General features: G+C 67.9%; 20 protein-coding genes, 1 tRNA gene and 1 pseudogene. 9 read left to right on the top strand and 13 right to left on the bottom strand.

The window, feature by feature from the left end:
- The first annotated feature begins 3 nt into the window (after positions 1-3).
- A complete protein-coding gene (locus ACFOD4_RS08475; RefSeq protein ID WP_379595567.1) occupies positions 4-951 on the top strand; it encodes an ABC transporter ATP-binding protein in 948 nt (315 codons plus the stop codon).
- Between the two features lie 52 nt (positions 952-1,003).
- Here the strand turns inward: ACFOD4_RS08475 and ACFOD4_RS08470 are convergent, their stop codons facing one another.
- Complete coding sequence (locus tag ACFOD4_RS08470) at positions 1,004-2,239, bottom strand: acyltransferase family protein (protein WP_379595565.1); 1,236 nt, start codon at positions 2,237-2,239, stop codon at positions 1,004-1,006.
- A gap of 365 nt (positions 2,240-2,604) precedes the next feature.
- Between ACFOD4_RS08470 and ACFOD4_RS08465 the strand changes: the two genes are divergently transcribed.
- Positions 2,605-3,051 (top strand): hypothetical protein, encoded by a 447-nt coding sequence (locus ACFOD4_RS08465; RefSeq protein WP_379595563.1) that lies wholly within the window; start codon positions 2,605-2,607, stop codon positions 3,049-3,051.
- Between the two features lie 206 nt (positions 3,052-3,257).
- Here the strand turns inward: ACFOD4_RS08465 and ACFOD4_RS08460 are convergent, their stop codons facing one another.
- The 4 genes from ACFOD4_RS08460 to ACFOD4_RS08445 all read right to left on the bottom strand — a co-directional run bounded on the left by ACFOD4_RS08460 (position 3,258) and on the right by ACFOD4_RS08445 (position 5,884).
- Positions 3,258-3,872 carry a hypothetical protein gene (locus ACFOD4_RS08460; RefSeq protein WP_379595562.1) on the bottom strand — a complete coding sequence of 205 codons (615 nt, stop codon included), beginning with the start codon at positions 3,870-3,872 and terminating at the stop codon, positions 3,258-3,260.
- On the bottom strand, positions 3,869-4,450 hold the full coding sequence (locus ACFOD4_RS08455) for a type II TA system antitoxin MqsA family protein (RefSeq protein ID WP_379595560.1): 582 nt from the start codon (positions 4,448-4,450) through the stop codon (positions 3,869-3,871). The genes ACFOD4_RS08460 and ACFOD4_RS08455 overlap by 4 nt, the downstream gene beginning before the upstream one ends.
- Positions 4,443-4,763, bottom strand: a complete 321-nt coding sequence (locus ACFOD4_RS08450) for a hypothetical protein (protein ID WP_379595559.1) — start codon at positions 4,761-4,763, stop codon at positions 4,443-4,445. Before ACFOD4_RS08450 ends, ACFOD4_RS08455 begins: the two co-directional genes overlap by 8 nt.
- A 1,045-nt stretch (positions 4,764-5,808) precedes the next feature.
- Positions 5,809-5,884: transfer RNA gene (locus ACFOD4_RS08445), tRNA-Ala, on the bottom strand.
- 152 nt (positions 5,885-6,036) lie between these two features.
- On the opposite strand from ACFOD4_RS08445, the gene ACFOD4_RS08440 reads away from it, so the two are divergent.
- The 4 genes from ACFOD4_RS08440 (at position 6,037) to ACFOD4_RS08425 (ending at position 9,441) form a co-directional block, all read left to right on the top strand.
- Positions 6,037-6,774 carry a CoA transferase subunit A gene (locus ACFOD4_RS08440; protein ID WP_379595557.1) on the top strand — a complete coding sequence of 246 codons (738 nt, stop codon included), beginning with the start codon at positions 6,037-6,039 and terminating at the stop codon, positions 6,772-6,774.
- Between the two features lie 15 nt (positions 6,775-6,789).
- Complete coding sequence (locus tag ACFOD4_RS08435) at positions 6,790-7,440, top strand: CoA transferase subunit B (RefSeq protein WP_379595556.1); 651 nt, start codon at positions 6,790-6,792, stop codon at positions 7,438-7,440.
- The gene (locus ACFOD4_RS08430; protein WP_379595555.1) at positions 7,437-8,015 is read left to right on the top strand and encodes a DUF4893 domain-containing protein; all 579 of its coding nucleotides are present in this window, start codon (positions 7,437-7,439) and stop codon (positions 8,013-8,015) included. The genes ACFOD4_RS08435 and ACFOD4_RS08430 overlap by 4 nt, the downstream gene beginning before the upstream one ends.
- 208 nt (positions 8,016-8,223) lie before the next feature.
- Entirely contained in the window at positions 8,224-9,441 is a 1,218-nt protein-coding gene (locus ACFOD4_RS08425; RefSeq protein WP_379595553.1) for an MFS transporter, read from the top strand.
- Here ACFOD4_RS08425 and ACFOD4_RS08420 read toward each other — a convergent pair.
- The 8 genes from ACFOD4_RS08420 to sppA form a co-directional block, all read right to left on the bottom strand.
- Positions 9,413-9,922, bottom strand: coding sequence for a hypothetical protein (locus tag ACFOD4_RS08420; protein ID WP_379595551.1), 510 nt, complete (start codon positions 9,920-9,922; stop codon positions 9,413-9,415). The genes ACFOD4_RS08425 and ACFOD4_RS08420 overlap by 29 nt on opposite strands.
- Positions 9,923-9,994: 72 nt before the next feature.
- Positions 9,995-10,801 carry an undecaprenyl-diphosphate phosphatase gene (locus tag ACFOD4_RS08415; protein WP_379595549.1) on the bottom strand — a complete coding sequence of 269 codons (807 nt, stop codon included), beginning with the start codon at positions 10,799-10,801 and terminating at the stop codon, positions 9,995-9,997.
- A gap of 145 nt (positions 10,802-10,946) precedes the next feature.
- Positions 10,947-12,038: a TRAP transporter substrate-binding protein gene (locus tag ACFOD4_RS08410; protein ID WP_379595547.1), complete on the bottom strand. Its 1,092-nt coding sequence runs from the start codon at positions 12,036-12,038 to the stop codon at positions 10,947-10,949.
- A gap of 124 nt (positions 12,039-12,162) precedes the next feature.
- A complete protein-coding gene (locus ACFOD4_RS08405; protein ID WP_379595546.1) occupies positions 12,163-12,831 on the bottom strand; it encodes a phosphoribosylanthranilate isomerase in 669 nt (222 codons plus the stop codon).
- A gap of 1 nt (position 12,832) precedes the next feature.
- On the bottom strand, positions 12,833-13,546 hold the full coding sequence (gene pyrF, locus ACFOD4_RS08400; RefSeq protein WP_379595544.1) for an orotidine-5'-phosphate decarboxylase: 714 nt from the start codon (positions 13,544-13,546) through the stop codon (positions 12,833-12,835).
- Positions 13,547-13,561: 15 nt separating this feature from the next.
- Positions 13,562-13,891, bottom strand: coding sequence for a lipopolysaccharide assembly protein LapA domain-containing protein (locus ACFOD4_RS08395; RefSeq protein ID WP_379595542.1), 330 nt, complete (start codon positions 13,889-13,891; stop codon positions 13,562-13,564).
- Complete coding sequence (gene ihfB / locus ACFOD4_RS08390) at positions 13,888-14,208, bottom strand: integration host factor subunit beta (protein WP_379595540.1); 321 nt, start codon at positions 14,206-14,208, stop codon at positions 13,888-13,890. Before ihfB ends, ACFOD4_RS08395 begins: the two co-directional genes overlap by 4 nt.
- 20 nt (positions 14,209-14,228) lie before the next feature.
- Positions 14,229-15,161, bottom strand: coding sequence for a signal peptide peptidase SppA (gene sppA / locus ACFOD4_RS08385; protein WP_379595538.1), 933 nt, complete (start codon positions 15,159-15,161; stop codon positions 14,229-14,231).
- 139 nt (positions 15,162-15,300) lie between these two features.
- On the opposite strand from sppA, the gene hslV reads away from it, so the two are divergent.
- The 3 genes and pseudogenes from hslV to ACFOD4_RS08370 all read left to right on the top strand — a co-directional run.
- A complete protein-coding gene (hslV, locus tag ACFOD4_RS08380; RefSeq protein WP_379596060.1) occupies positions 15,301-15,873 on the top strand; it encodes an ATP-dependent protease subunit HslV in 573 nt (190 codons plus the stop codon).
- 131 nt (positions 15,874-16,004) lie between these two features.
- Positions 16,005-17,327 (top strand): ATP-dependent protease ATPase subunit HslU, encoded by a 1,323-nt coding sequence (gene hslU / locus ACFOD4_RS08375; protein WP_379595536.1) that lies wholly within the window; start codon positions 16,005-16,007, stop codon positions 17,325-17,327.
- A 53-nt stretch (positions 17,328-17,380) separates the two neighbouring features.
- Positions 17,381-17,638 (top strand): annotated as a pseudogene (locus tag ACFOD4_RS08370) (EcsC family protein); the annotation flags it as partial.

Genomic DNA, 17,638 nt, shown 5'->3' with positions numbered 1-17,638 from the left:
GCCATGACCCAGCATGAGCCGCTGATGGCCGTCGAGGTCGAGGGCCTCGAGAAGATCTACCAGGGAACCGGCGGCCGCAGGGGCAAGCAGGCCCTCAAGGGCGTGAACCTCGCCATTCCCCGAGGCAGTATCTTCGGCCTGCTGGGCCCAAACGGCGCTGGGAAGTCGACCCTCATCAACATCCTGGCCGGGCTGGTGCGGAAGTCGGGCGGCCACGCCAGGGTCTGGGGTGTCGATGTCGACCGCGATCCACGGGCGGCGCGTGCGGTGCTGGGCGTGGTCCCGCAGGAACTCACCCTCGACCCCTATTTTCCGGCGCGTGCCGCGCTCGAGGTGCAGGCCGGACTATTTGGCATCCCCAAGGCCGCCCGGCGCACGGATGAACTGCTCGAGATCCTGGGGCTGGCTGATAAGGCGACGGCTCCTGCCCGCAGCCTGTCCGGAGGCATGCGGCGCCGCCTCATGGTCGGCAAGGCCCTGGTCCACAACCCGCCAGTCCTCGTCCTGGATGAGCCGACGGCAGGCGTCGACGTCACGCTGCGGCAGCAACTCTGGGACTACGTCCGGCTCCTGAACCGCAATGGCACCACCATCCTCCTCACGACGCATTATCTCCAGGAGGCGGAGGCGCTGTGCGACCGCATCGCCATCCTCGCCGACGGGCAGGTCGTCGCGAACGATACGACGGCGGCGTTGCTGCGCGGGCTGGAGGACCAGGAGTTGCTCGTCGACCTCGCGGAGCCGCTGGCGTCGGTGCCGGACGGGCTCCGTGTCTTCGGGCCGGATCTCACCTCGCCGCACCGGTTGGTGTTCCGGTATGCGCAGGACGGCAACAGCGTGCGGCGGATCCTGGGCGCCATGCACGCGGCAGACCTCCGCATCAGCGGCATCACGACACGGCAACCTGACCTCGAGGAAGTCTTCCTGAAACTTGTTCAGGGGCAGTCCTAGCAGGTGCAGGTTCCGCCGTCGGAGCCGCTCCGAAAGCAGTGAGCGCGTCTGCTTACGCCCGCGTACTGCTCGGCTCCGCCTTGCCGATGGCGGGCGCCTTGGAGCGCGCCGGGGCGGCCTGGCCGTTGAAGAGGAGGCTCAGGGTCGGGTGGCGGGTCACCAGGCGGTGGAAGCCGTAGGAGCCTGCCACCGAGAGGACGGTGATCAGCACGAACTCGACTTCAGCAGGCCATCCCACGGCCAGAAAACCGACGGCCAGCCAGAGGACGATAGGGACGTGAACCAGGTACATGGTCATCGCCGCCTCGACCATGGCCGTGGACAGCCGCGTCCGGCGGTCCAGCCAGAGCCGGGCGGCCGACAGCAGCAGGTGCGCGAACAGAACGCCCACCACAGGCATCAGGAAGTAGGTGATGGCCCGGCTCATGTCGCCCTCGTCGTCCTGGTACACGGCCATGGTGACGGCCGCGGCGAGGGCGGCCCCCCAAATCGGCCAACGGGGGCGTGTGAAGGCTTCGAACCAAGCCGGGCGGGACGCTATCAGGGCGCCGACCAGGAACATCACGCCGTCGGCCACGAACTGGCCCGCCACGAAGATGCCGCCCATCAGGTAGGCCATCTCCAGCTTCGCAGCCACCACGGCACAGGCAAGGACCACCAGACCCAGCGCCGCAAGGCCGAGCCAGCCCAGCCACGGATCCTGTTCCAGCCGGTCCTGGGCACGGCCGACGACGGCGCCGAGACCGCACCTGCTGCCCAGGAGCCAAAGCCCCGCGAAGAGCACGCAGTAGATCAGCAGGTAGATGAGGAACCAGAGGTGCACGGTCCAGGCGGCGCTGGGGCTGCTCATTTCCGCCAGCAGGGCGGGAAGGGCGTTGCCCACGCCTCCGGCGGCGACACCGCTGGCGAGCACCATCAGCGGGCTGACCAGGACCAGGGACGTCAGCAGAGGGATGCCAATGCGCCGTCCCCGCCCGGCCAGCCAGTGTCCCGCACCGCGCCTGCGGATCATCAGCGCGGCAAAGAAGCCCGCGATGAGAAAGAACACGGGCATGCGGAAGGTGTGGCTGAACTGGAGCGCCCAGGTCACCGGGAGTGAATTCTCCGGCGACTCCACGATCCAGACGGCATGCGCCGCGTAGACGAGGCCGACATGGTACGGGATGCCGATCAGCATCAGGATGGCCCGGAGCTGGTCCAGGAAGTCCCACCGCTGGGTGCGCGCGGATTCCGCTTGGGTGGTGGCAGTGGCGGTGCGTACGGCGCTGGGATGCTTCTTGGGGTCCATGCTGACATGCTTCCGGCAAGTGGCTGTGCCTGAAGCCAGGCACGCGGCGCAGGTTTAGCGGCTGATGCCCGACACAGTTTTACAAGTTATGTCTGAGGCAGGCTCGGCGGTTCACTGTTGGGCGAGCACGCCTGTTCGAGAGTGGCTACTCGGCAGCCTCATGGCTGGCTCAGGTACTCGTTTGCCGAAGCCTGTCGGCAGCTCGGTAGCTTCCGCGAGCGGGCCGAGATGATTCGTGGCAGTGTCCCAGCTCCGGTCTGGCTGATGAGGAACAAAGCGATGCTGAAGAAGAGCGAACCCGGATTTGGGGCGTCGTGAGCCTAGCTGACGGAGCGCCCGACGCTCGGATGGATCCGTGGTGTGCGGTGCCGCTCCAAGACGGCGCCGAGGTTCTCTTCGGCTACGCCGTGCGCCACCCGGCTACCGGTGGTCTGTCGTGGGTGTCGTCGACCGAGATCGAGGAACTCGACGCGGTTGGGGGGCGCGCCAGGACGAGGAGCGGGCGCCTGTATGAACTGGGGCGCCAGATCGCGCTGGAGGACATCCCTGTGGAAGGCGAGGAGGCTTGGGTGGCCTTCGAGCTCCTGCTCGGGCACGACGTCGCAGACCCGGAAGCGGTGCCGCCGCGGGTAGTGGATCCGGCCGCCGACCGCGAATGGGTGGCCGCCTGCAAGGCTGCCCGGCACCTTGGTGTTGTGGCGCCGCGCCGGATCCCCCGCGAGGTCGCTGCGTTTTTCGACCAGTACCGTGTCGCGTACCTGGCATACCGGCAGGACCGCTCACTGATCCGCCACAGATGGCTGCAGGGTTGATCATCGGCAGCTGCTTATCCCACGGCCCTGTATTCTGGATCGACAGGGTAGGGTAGCATGGGCAGTCCTCCTCAGGCCGCAAGCCTAGCTCGAACGTCTCGGACCTCGACAAACGCCGCTGAACCGCATTGTCCAAGCGTCCTGGCGGGCGGCGGAGAGGAAGGGACATCCAAGGCCCAGCGCTCCGGAAGCCCAGGCCGGGAGGTTCAGGAGGCGAGCTTCTCCGCCGCAGGGGCCGCCTTCTCGATGCGGGCCTTCCAACGTGCGAACATCGAGATGGCCACTTTGCTGGTGATGCCCAGTTCCTCCGGCGTCTTGTCGGTCAGGATGCGCTTGAGGCGCTCGGGCACGTCGTGGTGCCAGTACTTCATGTGCCCGGCTTCCCAGCGGCCCACCTCCTGGTACGTGCTGTCGCCCGACCACTTGAGTCCCTTGGGACCGAGAAGGTGACCGATTTCGGTCGCGTTGAAGTCGAGGGCCACCCCGATCTTGGCCGAAGTCATGGTGTAGAGGAGCGCGGCGTCGACGGCCCCAACGGTCGGCAGGTCCGGCGACGCGTCGGCCGGACCGACCTTGGCAAACGCCTCCTCCTTGCGGCCGGTCCGCACGTCGCTCACCTCGCCGAGCAGGCGCTCGATGCCGCTGGTGAGGCGTTGGACCTGCGCGCTCAAGTTGGCGTTCATCTGCCGGAGCAGATCATTCTGCTCCCGGAAGTGCGCCACGATGCGGAGTTCCACCTCCTGCACCGCCGCATCAACCGCCGGGCGGGCGCGCCTGCGGGGAAGGTGAACGACCTTCCCGTTCGCCTCCGCCTCGCTCATGCGGCGCGGCGCCCGGAAGCGGAGAGATGGATGGCGCGGATGACGTCCTCGGCAACGGCACCGTAGTCCGCCCCCGCCACATGCCCGAGCCGCGACTGCATGACCTCGGCGGCTCGGCTACGGGCCTGCTCGTGGAAGCGTTGGAAGGCCGCCTCGGCCTCCGGGTTGTCGATGCAGGCATCGTGCATCAGTTTCTGAGCGAGGGCAGGATCCTCAGCGATGCTCCGGATGAGCTTGTCGACCGACTTGCTTTGGACGACCTTGCCGCGCTCCCAACGGACCCAAGTCTTGGGACCGATGGACAGCATCTCCTCCATCTCCCGCTGCAGCAGGAAGTACTTCTTCCGTATCGCCTGCAACTCGTCCGACGTGAGCAGCCCCAGCATCTGCCGGGTGGCGGCCGCGACGGCGCGCTCGTGTTCGGAGATCTGGTTCCCGCGGTAGCTCACCTGACCGCAGGCGGCGCAGTAGGTCTGGCGGTCTTGGATCGTAACCCGTTGGCCATCGCGCTCGACATCGAAGGGCACCGTCCGCTCGCAGACGGCTGCCTGACCGCAGTTGACGCAGGTGTCAGTCATGGCGGTTGTCCTTCTTGAACGACGTAACCCAGAGGACGCCTTCGGCGTCGACCAACAGCTTCAGGAACATGTGCGCACCGCACTCGTCCACCCATATGGAGTAGTAGTCCGATGTGCTGGGCACGCGGTGCTTTCGGGTCTCCTGGCTGTCGTAGCAGTGCGCCTCGCCGAGCTCGGTGGCGATGATGTCGCGGAGGTCGTCCGAGTCCATCTTGTGGCTATGCAGCTCCGCGATGACGACGTCGAAGAAGGCGCAGCTGCTTTCATCGGCGGCAAGCCTGCGAACCAGTTCGAGGTCATTACCTGGCTTCACCCGTTGACACCTCCACGAGGTAGCACCGTGCTACCTGACTTTCAATGCCGGTCTCGCAAAGGTGTGCCTCCGGGCAGCCATCGGGCGTCCCAGATGTCGCTCTCGCCCTTCCGGCTGCTACCCACGTCGGCGGAAGATCCGCAGATTCAGGCAACTCCGATATAGGCGGGTCAGACCTGGGTCACCACCATTGGCCGCGATTTGGTCGCCTGGGCTTGGCGGTTGTCCGGAGCGCGTCTGCCCTGGACTCCGTGGCCATCGCTCACCGGCGGAGCAGTTCCAGGCGGTCCCGGATCACGGCGAACAGCTTGGCCGACCATTCCATGTCCTCCTTCGGCCATTCGCTCGCCAGCCGCTGCGCCGCAGGCACTTCTCAATCCTGCAGCAGCGCGATCCCGCTTCGCTTCGCCGCAACCGCGGCCCACTCGGCAACAGAGCCTTGTGAAGCGTTTCCTGCCGCGACCGTGCTTGAGTTCCAGCGCGGCATTCAGGGTGGCCACGAAGGCCCTCCCAACCAAGCCCAGGGTTTCCAACTTTGCTCAGGCGCTGGGACGACGCTAACAGGCGGCTCCAAGCGCGGGCACCCAGCCACCGCCGCCTCGTACCCCTTCAGCGAGGGCGGTGCTCGTTCCCGCACGTCTGCAGGCGCACCGCCTCGAGCCGGATGCCTGCATGAGTCCTGAGTGCCCACGCCCCATATTTGTTGACATGATCAGGAGCGCTCAATCCGCAGCACCGGCCGCATGCAGATGGGACTGGCAGGCATCATCCTGTCCAGCTTCGGTGCCTGCCCGCCACCATGTCAACTTAGCGCGGCGGGGCCCGGCGTCTCATCGTGCCAGGGCGCATGCCATGGCGGAAGCCGGTGGTGCCGGGCTGCCGTGTTCCGCGGCGCCAAGCCACGCCCAATCCATTCTTGACAACATTTTGGTGGTGTCCCGCTGGTTCCCCGACACTCTGGGGCGCGGTCGATTTCGGGACACCAGGCGCTATCCCAAAATGCACTAAGGGCCTGATCGCATCAGCGATCAGGCCCTTAGGGAAATGGTGGAGCCAATCGGAATCGAACCGACGACCTCTTGAATGCCATTCAAGCGCTCTCCCAACTGAGCTATGGCCCCCCAGTGGAGTGGGCGCGGTATAACGGTCTGGCCCGCACCGCGCAAGCGGCGGAATGGCGGTTTTTTGACATGCCTCCGCACCCCTCTTTTCGGCGCACGCCCTGGCGTCTAGCCTCGGTCCAGAACGTTTACATTGGGGAGCGTCACTCGCGATGCGCAAAATCTACCCGGACGCCAAGGCGGCGCTGGACGGGCTGTTGCAGGACGGCATGCTGATCCATTCCGGCGGCTTCGGCCTCTGCGGCATTCCTTCCGCGCTGATCGAAGCGGTGCGCGATGCGGGGGTGAAGGAGCTCACCGTCGTCTCGAACAATGCCGGCATCGATGGCGCCGGCCTGGGCCTGCTGTTGGAAACGCGGCAGATCCGCAAGATGATCTCCTCCTATGTCGGCGAGAACAAGACCTTCGCTCAGCAATTCCTCGCCGGAGAGCTGGAGATCGAGTTCAACCCGCAAGGTACTCTGGCCGAGCGGATCCGCGCCGGCGGCGCCGGCATTCCCGCCTTCTTCACCAAGACCGGCTTCGGCACCCAGGTGGCGGAGGGCAAGGAAACCCGCGAATTCGACGGCGAGCACTACGTCATGGAGCGCGGGCTCTTCGCCGATGTCGCGCTGATCCATGCCTGGAAGGCGGACACCGAAGGCAACCTCGTCTTCCGCAAGACCGCGCGCAACTTCAATCCGATGATGGCGACCGCCGCCAAGGTGACCGTGGTGCAGGTGGAGCATCTGGTGGAAGCCGGGCAGATCGACCCCGACCATATCCACACCCCGGGGATCTACGTGCAGCGCATCGTCAAGCTGCCTGAAGGCTACGAGAAGAAGATCGAGCAGCGCACCACGCGTAAGCGCGTCACCGACCTGAACCCCGCCAACAGCAACGTCGCCTGAGGGAGGGCAAGAATCATGGCATGGACCCGCGACGAAATGGCTGCCCGCGCCGCGCAGGAGCTGGAGGACGGCTTCTACGTCAATCTCGGTATCGGCATCCCGACCCTGGTGGCGAACCACATCCCAGACGGCGTCTCGGTGCAGCTGCAATCCGAGAACGGCATGCTGGGCATGGGTCCCTTCCCCTACGAAGGGGATGAGGACCCGGACCTGATCAACGCCGGCAAGCAGACGGTGACGGAACTGCCGACCACCTCCTTCTTCTCCTCCGCCGACAGCTTCGCCATGATCCGCGGCGGGCATGTGGACATCTCCATCCTCGGCGCTCTGCAGGTGGCCGGCAACGGCGACCTGGCCAACTGGATGATCCCCGGCAAGATGGTGAAGGGGATGGGCGGGGCGATGGACCTCGTCGCCGGCGTGAAGAAGGTGGTGGTGCTGATGGAGCACACCGCCGGCGGCAAACCCAAGCTGCTGCGCGAATGCACGCTGCCTTTGACCGGTAAGGGCGTGGTGGACATGGTGGTGACGGAACTCGGTGTCTTTTCCATCGATCGCGCCGAGGGGCGGATGGCGCTGGTGGAGATCGCCCCCGGCGTGACGCTGGAGGAAATCCGCGAGAAGACGGAGGCGGAGTTCGCGGTGCCCGAGGCGCTCAACGCGTGACCAGGGCAGGGTGGCTGGCGGGGCTGCTGGTCCTGCTGTCCGCCGCCGCCCTGGCCGATGGCACGTTTCCCTCCGGGCTCAAGCCCGCTGACCGGGAGCGGCTGCAAAGCTTCGACGAGGTGCGCGCCGCGACCATCGCCGCCGCCCGCGCTGGTGGGGCCGCGGCTGACAGGGCCGTGCTGGACCGCGTGCTGGAGGGCGAGGCCGCCGCCTTGCCACCAGGCGGAATGGCCGGGAACTGGCGCTGCCGGACCCTTAAGCTCGGCGGCAAGCCGGTGCTGGTGGTATATGCCGAGTTCCGCTGCCGCATCACCGACGACGCGGCGGGGCTGCGCCTGGAAAAGCTGACCGGGTCACAGCGGACCAGCGGCACCCTTTACGATCTTGGCGAGGCACGGCTCGGTTATGCGGGTGCCGAAGCCTGGGGAGCCGACGAGGCGCCGCGCCGCTATGGCCAGGACCCGGCGCGGGATCAGGTCGGCTACCTGGTGCCGGTGTCCCAAGGCCGTATGCGCCTCGAACTGCCCCTGCCACGTCAGGAATCCCGATTCGACATCCTGGCGCTGCAACGCTGACGAGCTTTGACCCGGCGTGGCACCGGGGGTCATCGCGGCGGCCGGCACGCACCTTGCCCACAGGCGGGGGTCCAAAGCCGCCAGGCCGTTCGACGTCCGCATCGCAGGAGCGCGCCGCTCCGGCGCTTGTCGCCCGACCCGTGGCGCGGGAAGCTGGGTTGATGCCGAATCCCCGCCTTGTTCCCGCCCCGCCCTCTGCCCTTGATCCGTGACCGCTGCACCGCTCCCGGCTCCGAGCTGGCAATCCGCCCTGGGCGTCACCCTGGCGATGCAGACCGCCGCCGCCGCGCTGGGCCAGACCATGCCCGTGGTCGCTCCGGTGATGACAGGCTCCATCGGTCTGGATCCGGAAAGCATCGGCTATCTGGCCGGCTTCACGTCGCTCGGCACGGTGCTGTTCCTGGCCTGCGGCGGGCCTGTTCTGGAAAGGCTGGGAGCGGTGCGCATGCTGCAGCTCGGCGTTCTGGTGTCCGGCTGTTCCATCGCGCTGGCGGCGCTCGGCTGGCCGCCGGTGCTGTTTCTGGCCGCGCTGTTTCTGGGCCTCGGCTACGGGCCGACGCCACCGGCCGGCAGCCGCATCCTGGCGGCCACTGCCCCGGCACGTCACCGCACCCTGATCTTTTCGGTCAAACAGGCAGGCGCCCCGCTGGGCGCAGTGCTGGCGGGGCTGGCCGGACCGGCGATCGCCCTGCGGTGGGGCTGGGAAGCGGTGTGCCTCGCCGGGCTGGTTCTGGCCTGCGGCGTGGCGCTGGCGGTGCAGCCCTGGCGGCGTGTGCTCGATGCCGGGCGTGATCAGGGGCGAGCGATCCACCCGGCCGTCCTATTCAGCTCTGGCAACCTGGCCGCACCTTTCGCCGCGCTGCGCCTGCACCCGATGCTCTGGCCGCTTACCGCGCTGAGCGGCGCCTTCGCCTGCCTTCAAGGCTCGCTCTTCGCTTTCATCGTCACCTGGCTGGTGGGCAAGCACGGCCTGTCCCTGCCGCAGGCCGGCGCCATTTTCGCGGTGATGCAGGGGGCCGGCGTCACCGCCCGAATGACGCTGGGCTGGCTTGCCGACCGCAGCGGAAAGCCGAGCCTGATCCTTGCGGTGCAGGCTTTCGCGGGTTCGGCCCTGGCGGCCTCGCTGGCGCTGATGCCCGTGGGCACGGCGGGGCCGATTCTGGGGGCCCTGGCGGCCGCCTGCGGCTTTGTTGCCGCGAGCTGGAATGGCATCGCGCTCGCCGAAGTCGCGCGCTACGCGCCGCAGCACCGGATCGCCGATGCCACCTCCGGCAGCACGGTGATCACCTTTCTCTGCTACTTCCTGGCGCCACTGGCTTTCGCGGCCCTGGCGGCGGTGTTCGGCTGGACCGCACCGCTGCTGCTGATGGCGGCACTGCCGGCCGCCATGGGGCTGCTTACCGCGCCGCGCCTGCTGCGGGGCTGATCGGCGCCACGGCAGGGGTGGCCCGGACCGGCGCAGAGGCATCGGGCCGGCGGCTCGCCTCGAAGCGGCGCCGATCCTCCTCCAGCTTGCGGCGCACCGCGTCCAGTTCCCGCTCGCGCTCCGCCAGGCTGCGCTCCCACTCATCCTGCCGCGGCATGGCGGTGACAGAAGCCGCGGCGGGTGCCGCCGGGCGCGACGCGGCGCGGCGCACTGCGCGGCGGGGCTGCGCCGGGCGGGATGTCGGGGCAGGGGCAGCGAGGGAAGGCGGCGGGGTCCAGTCCAGCAAGGGCACGGGAACCGCGGCCATCGCGAAGCCGCCTGTGGACTGGGCGGGAGCCAAGGCGCGCATCCGGTCGAACTGCCGGCCGGAATTGCTCATCAGGTCGCCCCCCAGCCCGGTTTCATTGGGCCAGCTCTGCGCAAGCACGGGATTGGCGAGAAGAAGGGCGGCAAGGAAAACGGCACGGCCCGTGAACGACATGGCTGAATCCACCGGGAGGAACTTCGCCAAAATGACGAAGTTCCTCCAGCCGTTCAAGCGCTTCGTGCTGGCTCAGCTCAGCGCAAGCCAGACCAGGATCAGCCCGCCCAGCACGATGCGGTAATACGCGAAGGGTGTGAAGCCGATCCGCCCGATCACCGCCATCAGCCAGCGCACAACAAACAGCGCGACAATGAAGGTGACCACGAAGCCCACGCCGATCTGCCCCATCGCCGAGGCATCCAGCACATCCCAGTTCTTCCACAGGCTAAACACCGTGGCGGCCCACATGGTGGGCACCGCCAGCAGGAAGGAGAATTCCGCCGCGACCTTTCGGTCCACGCCGACCAGAAGCGCGCCGATGATCGTGGCGCCCGAGCGGCTGGTGCCCGGGATCATCGCCAGCGCCTGGGCGAACCCTACCAGCAACGCCGCCAAGGGTCCCATCTCCGGAACGGAATGGATGGTCGGGGCGGGGCGGAACTTCTCGATGATGATGATCGCGACGCCACCCAGGATCAGCGCCAACGCCACCACAAAGGGCGTGTAGAGCAACTGGGTGATGGTGCCGTAAAGCGTGGCCCCGAAGATCATGGCGGGGATGAAGGCGAGCAGGATATTCAGCGCGTAGTAGAATTCCCGGCTGCCGACTTTCCACATGCCTTTCAGCACGGAAATCAGCGTTTCCCTGAACAGCCACATCACGGCGAGGATCGCGCCGAACTGGATGCTGATCTCGAAGGCCTTGCCCGGCGGTCCCTGGAATCCGATCGCTTCGCCCAGCAGGATCAGGTGGCCGGTGGAAGAAATCGGGAGGAACTCGGTCACGCCCTCCACAATGCCCATCAGCACGGCGGAGAAGAAGGAAGCAAAGTCCATGGTCACATCCTGGGCTGATCAGCGGCCCCGGATACCCCGCGCGGCTGGCCCTGTCACCGCTGGACCGCCATGCTCGCGCCCGAATCCTCGTGAATTCCAAGTCATTGCCCCGGCCCGGAACTAAATCGGCCGGGGCAACCGCGCATCACTTCACCGTTTGTGCCGCGGTGAAGGCGAAGTTGTCGTAGGAATTCTCGGCGACGCGGAACCAGGCGAACTCGTCCTCGCGGAAGCGGCGGTAGGAGTCCCAGATTGCCTTGAAGCGTTCGTTGCGCGCGCCGATCTCGTCATAGAGCTCGTGCGCCGCCTTCCACCCGGCCGAAAGGATCTCGCGCGACCAGGGGCGAAGCTGCGCGCCGGCGGCGATCAGCCGGCGCAGCGCCTGCGGGTTGCCGGCATCGTAGCGGGCGGTCATGTCGATCTCAGCCTCTGCACAGGCCGCCTCGATCGCCGCCTTGTAGGCAGTGGGAAGGGCGTTCCAGGCATCCCGGTTGGCCATGAACTGCAGCCGCGCGCCGGGCTCCCAGAAGCCCGGGAAGTAGTAGTTCGGCGCGACGCGGGCAAAGCCCAGCTTCTCGTCATCGTAGGGCCCGACGAATTCCACCGCGTCCAGAGTGCCGCGCTCCAGCGAGGGGTAAATGTCGGCCGCCGCAACCTGGGTCGGCACCGCGCCCATCTTGGCGAAGACCTGCCCGGCCAGGCCTGCAATGCGGAACTTCAGCCCCTGGAGGTCGGCCACCGTCCTGACCTCCTTGCGGAACCAGCCGCCCATCTGCGCGCCCGTGTCGCCGGCCGGGATCGCCACCGTGTTGTAGCCGGCGAAGAGTTCCGCCGCGAGGGCCGCGCCGCCGCCATGCCGGTACCAGCCATTGTACATCCGGCTGTTCAGCCCAAAGGGCAGGGCGGTGAAGAAGGAGAAGGAGGGATCCTTGCCGGTGTAGTAGTAGGAGGCGGAGTGGGCGCACTCCACCGTGCCGGCCTGCACCGCGTCCAGCGCCTGCAGGCCACCCACGATCTCGCCGGCCGGGAAGACACGGATCTGGAACCGGTTGTCGGTGATGGCCGCCACCCGGCGGGCGATCATCTCCGGCGTGCCGTACAGGATGTCCAGGTTGCGCGGAAAGCTGCTGGTCAGGCGCCACCGGATCTCGGGCGCGGACTGCGCGATGGCGGGGGCGGCAAGCAGGGTAGCCGGGGCCGCGGTCGCGGCGGCGCCAAGCAGGGCGCGGCGGTTCATGGCGTTTCCTTCCCGAGAGGCGGTCGTCCGGGAGGCTTAGAGGAATATCCGTGCGAGTGGAACGACCTGCATGGCCCGACCATTCCAAAATCAGGAGCGCGGCGGAAAGATCCTGTCGCTCCCGTCACATGCGGGCGGCATGGGCCGCGGCAATGAAGGCGGAAACCAGCACCGGATCCTTGACCCCCCGCATCCGCTCAACGCCCGAGGAAACATCCACGGCCGGCGCGCCGGTCGTGCGAATTGCCGAGGCGACGTTCACGGTGGTCAACCCGCCCGCCAGCATCCAGGGATGCGGGATGGTGCGGCCTGTCAGCAGGCTCCAGTCGAAGCTGCTGGCATTGCCGCCCGGAAGACTGGCCCCGGCGGGCGGCTTGGCATCCAGAAGGAAGCGGTCCACCGCTCCGGCGTAACGGTCCAGCAAGGCCAGATCCGCCTGGGAAGCGATGCCCAGCGCCTTCATCACCGGCAGGCCAAAACGCGTCCGGATCGCCGCGCAACGTTCGGGGCTTTCCTGACCGTGCAACTGCAGCAGGCTGAGCGGCATGCCTTCCAGCACCGTGGCGATCTCGTCATCCGAGGCATCGACCAGCAGCCCCACATTCAGCGGCCGGCGCCCGGTGCCGGCACGCGCGGCCAGTGCCGCCGCGTGCTCGGGCACCACTGAACGGGGCGAGGGCGGGTAGAAGACAAAGCCGACATACTCCGCCCCTGCGCGGCAGGCGGCATCAAAGGCTTCACCGTCATTGATGCCGCAGATCTTGACCTGGGGGCGGTTCTGACTGCCCGGCATCTCAGCGTCCGGCGAGGCTGGCGGCAATGGCGGCGGCGGCGGCGCCTGGATCGGGCGCAGCAGTGATCGGGCGGCCGATCACCAGCCAGTCGGCGCCGGCAGCGACCGTATCCTCCGGCGTGGCGATGCGGGCCTGGTCGCCCCGCTCGGCCCCCACGGGCCGCACCCCCGGCACCACCAGCAGCGGGCCATCACCGAAGGCGTCGCGCAGCCGGGAAACCTCGTGCGGCGAGCACACCAGCCCGTCCGCGCCTGCATCCAGCGCCAGCCTTGCGAGCCGCAGTACCTGCTGGGCCGGGCCGCCATTGACTCCTGTTTCGGCCAGCCCTTCCGTGCTGAAGCTGGTCAGCACGGTGACCGCCAGGATAGCGGGACGCGCCTCGCCCAGCGCGTCCTCCGCAGCCCGGCGGGCGGCGGCGATCATTGTCGAGCCGCCCCCGCCATGCAGGGTGAGCATAGCCGGGCGGAGCGCGCAGACCGAGCGCACGGCGCCTGCCACGGTGTTGGGGATGTCGTGGAACTTCAGGTCCAGAAAGACCGGGCGATGCGCCGCCACCCGGCGCACCGCGTTGCCCCCCTCGGCACAGAACAGCTCCAGCCCGACCTTGACCATGCCGACATGCGGCGCGACGGTCCGCGCCCAGCCCTCGGCCCGAGCCACCTCGGGCGTATCCAGGGCAGCGATGATGCCGGCGCGGTTCGGCTTGCCGAGCACGTCAGGACTGCCCAGTCACGGAGTGGGCGCCAGCGCGGTGGAGGCCGAGGCCGCCGGGCGGGCGTCCTGCTTCTTGCGCAGGTCGGCCAGCTCGGCTTCCAGCAACTGCGCGGCACGCTGCATCTTGCGGGCCCGCAGCCGGTAGCGCAGCGCGCCGCCCCAGGCCAGCAAAGCTCCCAGCGCGAAGAACAGCGCCGCCGCACCCAGCACGGCGCCCGCGAGCGGCACCTCCCAGCTGAGGTCGAAGGGCCAGAGCTGCAGCGCCACGGGCGCTGGGTTGGAAATGGCGAACAGCACCAAAAGCAGCAGCAGCAGCGCCGTCAGCAGCAGGCCGATCAGCCTCATGATGCTGCCGCCGCCTGGCGCTTCGGGGCCTGCAGCGGGCCGCCATTCACGCGCTCCCGCAGTTCCTTGCCCGGCTTGAAATACGGCACGGCCTTGCCCTCCACCTGCACCGCCTCTCCGGTGCGCGGATTGCGCCCGGTTCGCGGGTCGCGCTGCTTGGCGGAAAAGGCGCCGAAGCCGCGCAGCTCCACCCGGTCGCCACGCGCCAGCGCCTCGGTGATCTCGTCGAAGATGGTGCCGACGATCAATTCCACATCGGGCTGGCGCAAATGCGGATTGGCGGCCGCCAGCTGCGCGATCAGTTCGGATTTGGTCATGCCCCGCCTTTCCTGTGCCGCTAACGCGGAAGCTGCCAAACGGCCCGGGCGCCGTCAATCGCAAGCCATTCTGAAATCACGGTTTTCACAACGGCCCTGACCGAAACGCCCAGCCACCGCTCCGCCGCACCGCGCGGGTCCAGGTCACGCACTGGCACCGTCTGCGGGATCTGGTGCGAGGCGGCAAGCCACGCCCGGGCCTCGGGCTCCGCGCCGATGGCGTCCACAAGCTTGAGTTCCAGTGCTTGCCGGCCCGTGTAAACCCGCCCGTCGGCCAGCTGCGCCACCTGATCCCGCGGCAGGTCACGGCCCACGGCCACCATGTCGATGAACTGCGCATGCATGTCGGCCACCACCCTCTGCAAAGCGTCCCGCCCTTGCGCCTCCAGGGGGCGGAAGGGGCTCGGCACGCCCTTCAACGGCCCGGAGGTGAGCAGCTCCGCCTGGACGCCAAGCGTCGCCAGCAGCTCGCTGACATCGAAGCTCTGCAGGATGACGCCGATGGAACCGGTGAGGGTCGATTCGCGGGCGAAAACACGTTCGGCCGGCATGGCGATCATGTAGCCGGCGGAGGCTGCCGTGCCGCGCATCACTGCGGCGAGAGGCTTCTCGGCCCGGAAGCGGGCCAGGGAGGCGTGCAGCCCCTCGCCGCCCGCCACCGACCCGCCGGGACTGTCGATGGACAGGATCATGCCGCGCACCAAGGGATCACGGGACGCGGCGTCGATCGCCTCGGTCAGCTTGCGGTCGTCGCTGATGGTGCCCTCGACAGACAGGCGCAGCACATGGCCGGCACCGGGTACGCCGCCGCCCATCCAGCGCGGCCCTGCCAACAGGAACAACCCGCCCAGTGCCAGCAGCACGGCCATGCCGCGCCACAGCGACAACCGCCGCTTCATCCGTCGGCGATCTGCCAGCAGGTCGTGATCCAGATTGCGTGGGGGCTCGCTCATGCTGCGGGCATCAATGGCGGGGCGCAGGGGCACGGGTCAAGCATCGAGCGCCACCGCACCGAGCATGGCCCCACATATGGCAGCGTCACGGCTGGTGGCCCGGCTTGTTGCGGCGCGGATGCGATGCCATCTCCGCCGCATGAACGCGAATTTCTCCCCGTCCGTGTCTGGCCATGACCCGCTGGGCTGGCACGGCACCACCATTCTCTGCGTCCGCAAGAACGGGCAAGTGGCCATGGCCGGCGACGGCCAGGTCTCCATGGGCCAGACCGTGGTCAAGAACAATGCCCGCAAGGTGCGCCGCATCGCCAATGGCAAGGTGATCACCGGCTTTGCCGGTGCCACCGCCGACGCCTTCACGCTGCTGGAGCGGCTGGAAGCCAAGCTGGAGCGCTTTCCCGACCAGCTGGAGCGCGCAGCCGTGGAACTGGCGAAGGATTGGCGCACCGATCGTTACCTGCGCCGGCTGGAAGCCCTGCTGGCGGTGGCGGACAAGGACCGCTCCCTGTTGATCACCGGCAATGGCGACGTGCTGGAGCCCGAGGACCAGATCATCGGCATCGGCTCGGGCGGCAATTACGCGCTGGCCGCCGCCCGCGCGCTGATCGATGTGGACGGCATGACGGCCGAGGACATTGCCAGGAAATCCATGGGCATTGCTGCCGAGATCTGCGTCTACACCAATGGCCGGTACGTGCTCGAAACGCTTTGAGGGGAGGGTGGCGGCGTGCCCGGTGGGCAATGCCGCAGCCTTGGCCGAGGCCGGGGGATTGAACCCTGCCTCCCGCCCCCCGACCTGACAGGTCGAACGACAGGCCCGAAAGGGCCCTCCAGGACAAGAGAATGGACGCCGTTAATCTTTCCCCGCGTGAAATCGTTTCCGAACTCGACCGCTTCATCATCGGCCAGAACGACGCCAAGCGTGCCGTCGCCATTGCCCTGCGCAACCGCTGGCGCCGGCAGCAGCTGCCGGATGCGATGCGCGACGAGGTGGTGCCGAAGAACATCCTGATGATCGGACCGACCGGTTGCGGCAAGACCGAGATTGCCCGCCGGCTGGCCAAGCTGGCCGATGCTCCCTTCATGAAGGTGGAAGCCACCAAGTTCACCGAGGTCGGCTATGTCGGCCGCGACGTGGAAAGCATTGTCCGCGACCTGGTGGAGGTCTCCATCACCCGCACGCGGGAAGCCAGCCGCAAGGAAGTCCAGGCCAAGGCCGAGCTGTCGGCCGAGGAACGGTTGATCACCGCCCTGGTGGGTGAGGGCGCCTCCGGCGAGACGCGGATGAAGTTCCGTCGCATGCTGCGCGAGGGCTCGCTGGAATCCAAGGAAGTCGAGGTGCAGGTGTCCGACCAGGGCGGCTCCACCCCGATCGGCATGATGGACGTGCCAGGCATGCCGCCGCAGCAGATGGCCGGCATCCAGGACATGATGGGCAAGATGTTCGGCCGCCAGGCGAAGGCGCGGAAGATGTCGGTCGCCGAGGCGCGCATCGCCCTGACCCAGGACGAGGCCGACAGGCTGCTGGACCAGGAGAAGCTGACCCGCGATGCCATCCACAATGCCGAAAACAACGGCATCGTCTTTATCGACGAGATCGACAAGGTCTGTGGCCGCTCGGCCGAGGGCGGCGGGCGCAGCGGCGATGTGAGCCGCGAGGGCGTGCAGCGCGACCTTCTGCCGCTGATCGAAGGCACCACGGTTGCGACCAAGCACGGGCCGGTGAAAACCGACCACGTCCTGTTTATCGCTTCCGGTGCGTTCCATATCGCCAAGCCTTCCGACCTGCTGCCGGAGCTGCAAGGCCGTCTGCCGATCCGAGTGGAGCTGGGCGCGCTGACGCGGGACGATTTCCGCCGCATCCTGACCGAGCCCGAGCATTCGCTGGCCAAGCAGTATGTTGCGCTGCTGAGCACCGAAGGGGTGACCCTGGCGCTGACAGAGGACGCCATCGAGGCGATCGCCGACCTCGCCGCCGACATCAATGCGAGGGTCGAGAACATCGGCGCCCGGCGGCTGGCCACGGTGCTGGAGAAGCTGCTGGAGGAGGTGTCCTTCACCGCCAGCGACCGTTCTGGCGAAACCGTGACGGTGGATGCGGCCTATGTGAAGGAGAAGGTCGCGCCGCTGGCCGCCAGCGCCGACCTCAGCCGCTTCATCCTCTGAGCGTCCTGCGGCGGATCCGCAGGCTACCGAACAAACCAGGAGCCCGCCGCGCCATGAGCGAGACCGAACCCGCAGCCGCCCTGCCGGCCACCCTGCCCTTGCCCGCCGAGGCGGAAGCGGAGTTGTCCGAGGCGCGGCGCGTGCTCGACGAGACCTCGATCGCGGTGCGGCTGGCCAACATGGCCGGCACGCCGATCGAGGCGCTGCGCAAGCGCCTGCCCTCGGCGGCACAGGGCATGGTGGACTACACGGTGAAGAAGGCGCTGGCCAAGGCGCTGGATGCCGCCATGCGCAGCAACCCCGGCGCCCGC

Origin of the sequence: Teichococcus globiformis (assembly GCF_042646265.1) — a bacterium.
GTDB lineage: Bacteria > Pseudomonadota > Alphaproteobacteria > Acetobacterales > Acetobacteraceae > Pseudoroseomonas > Pseudoroseomonas globiformis.
This window is presented reverse-complemented; position numbering and strand designations above follow the sequence as displayed.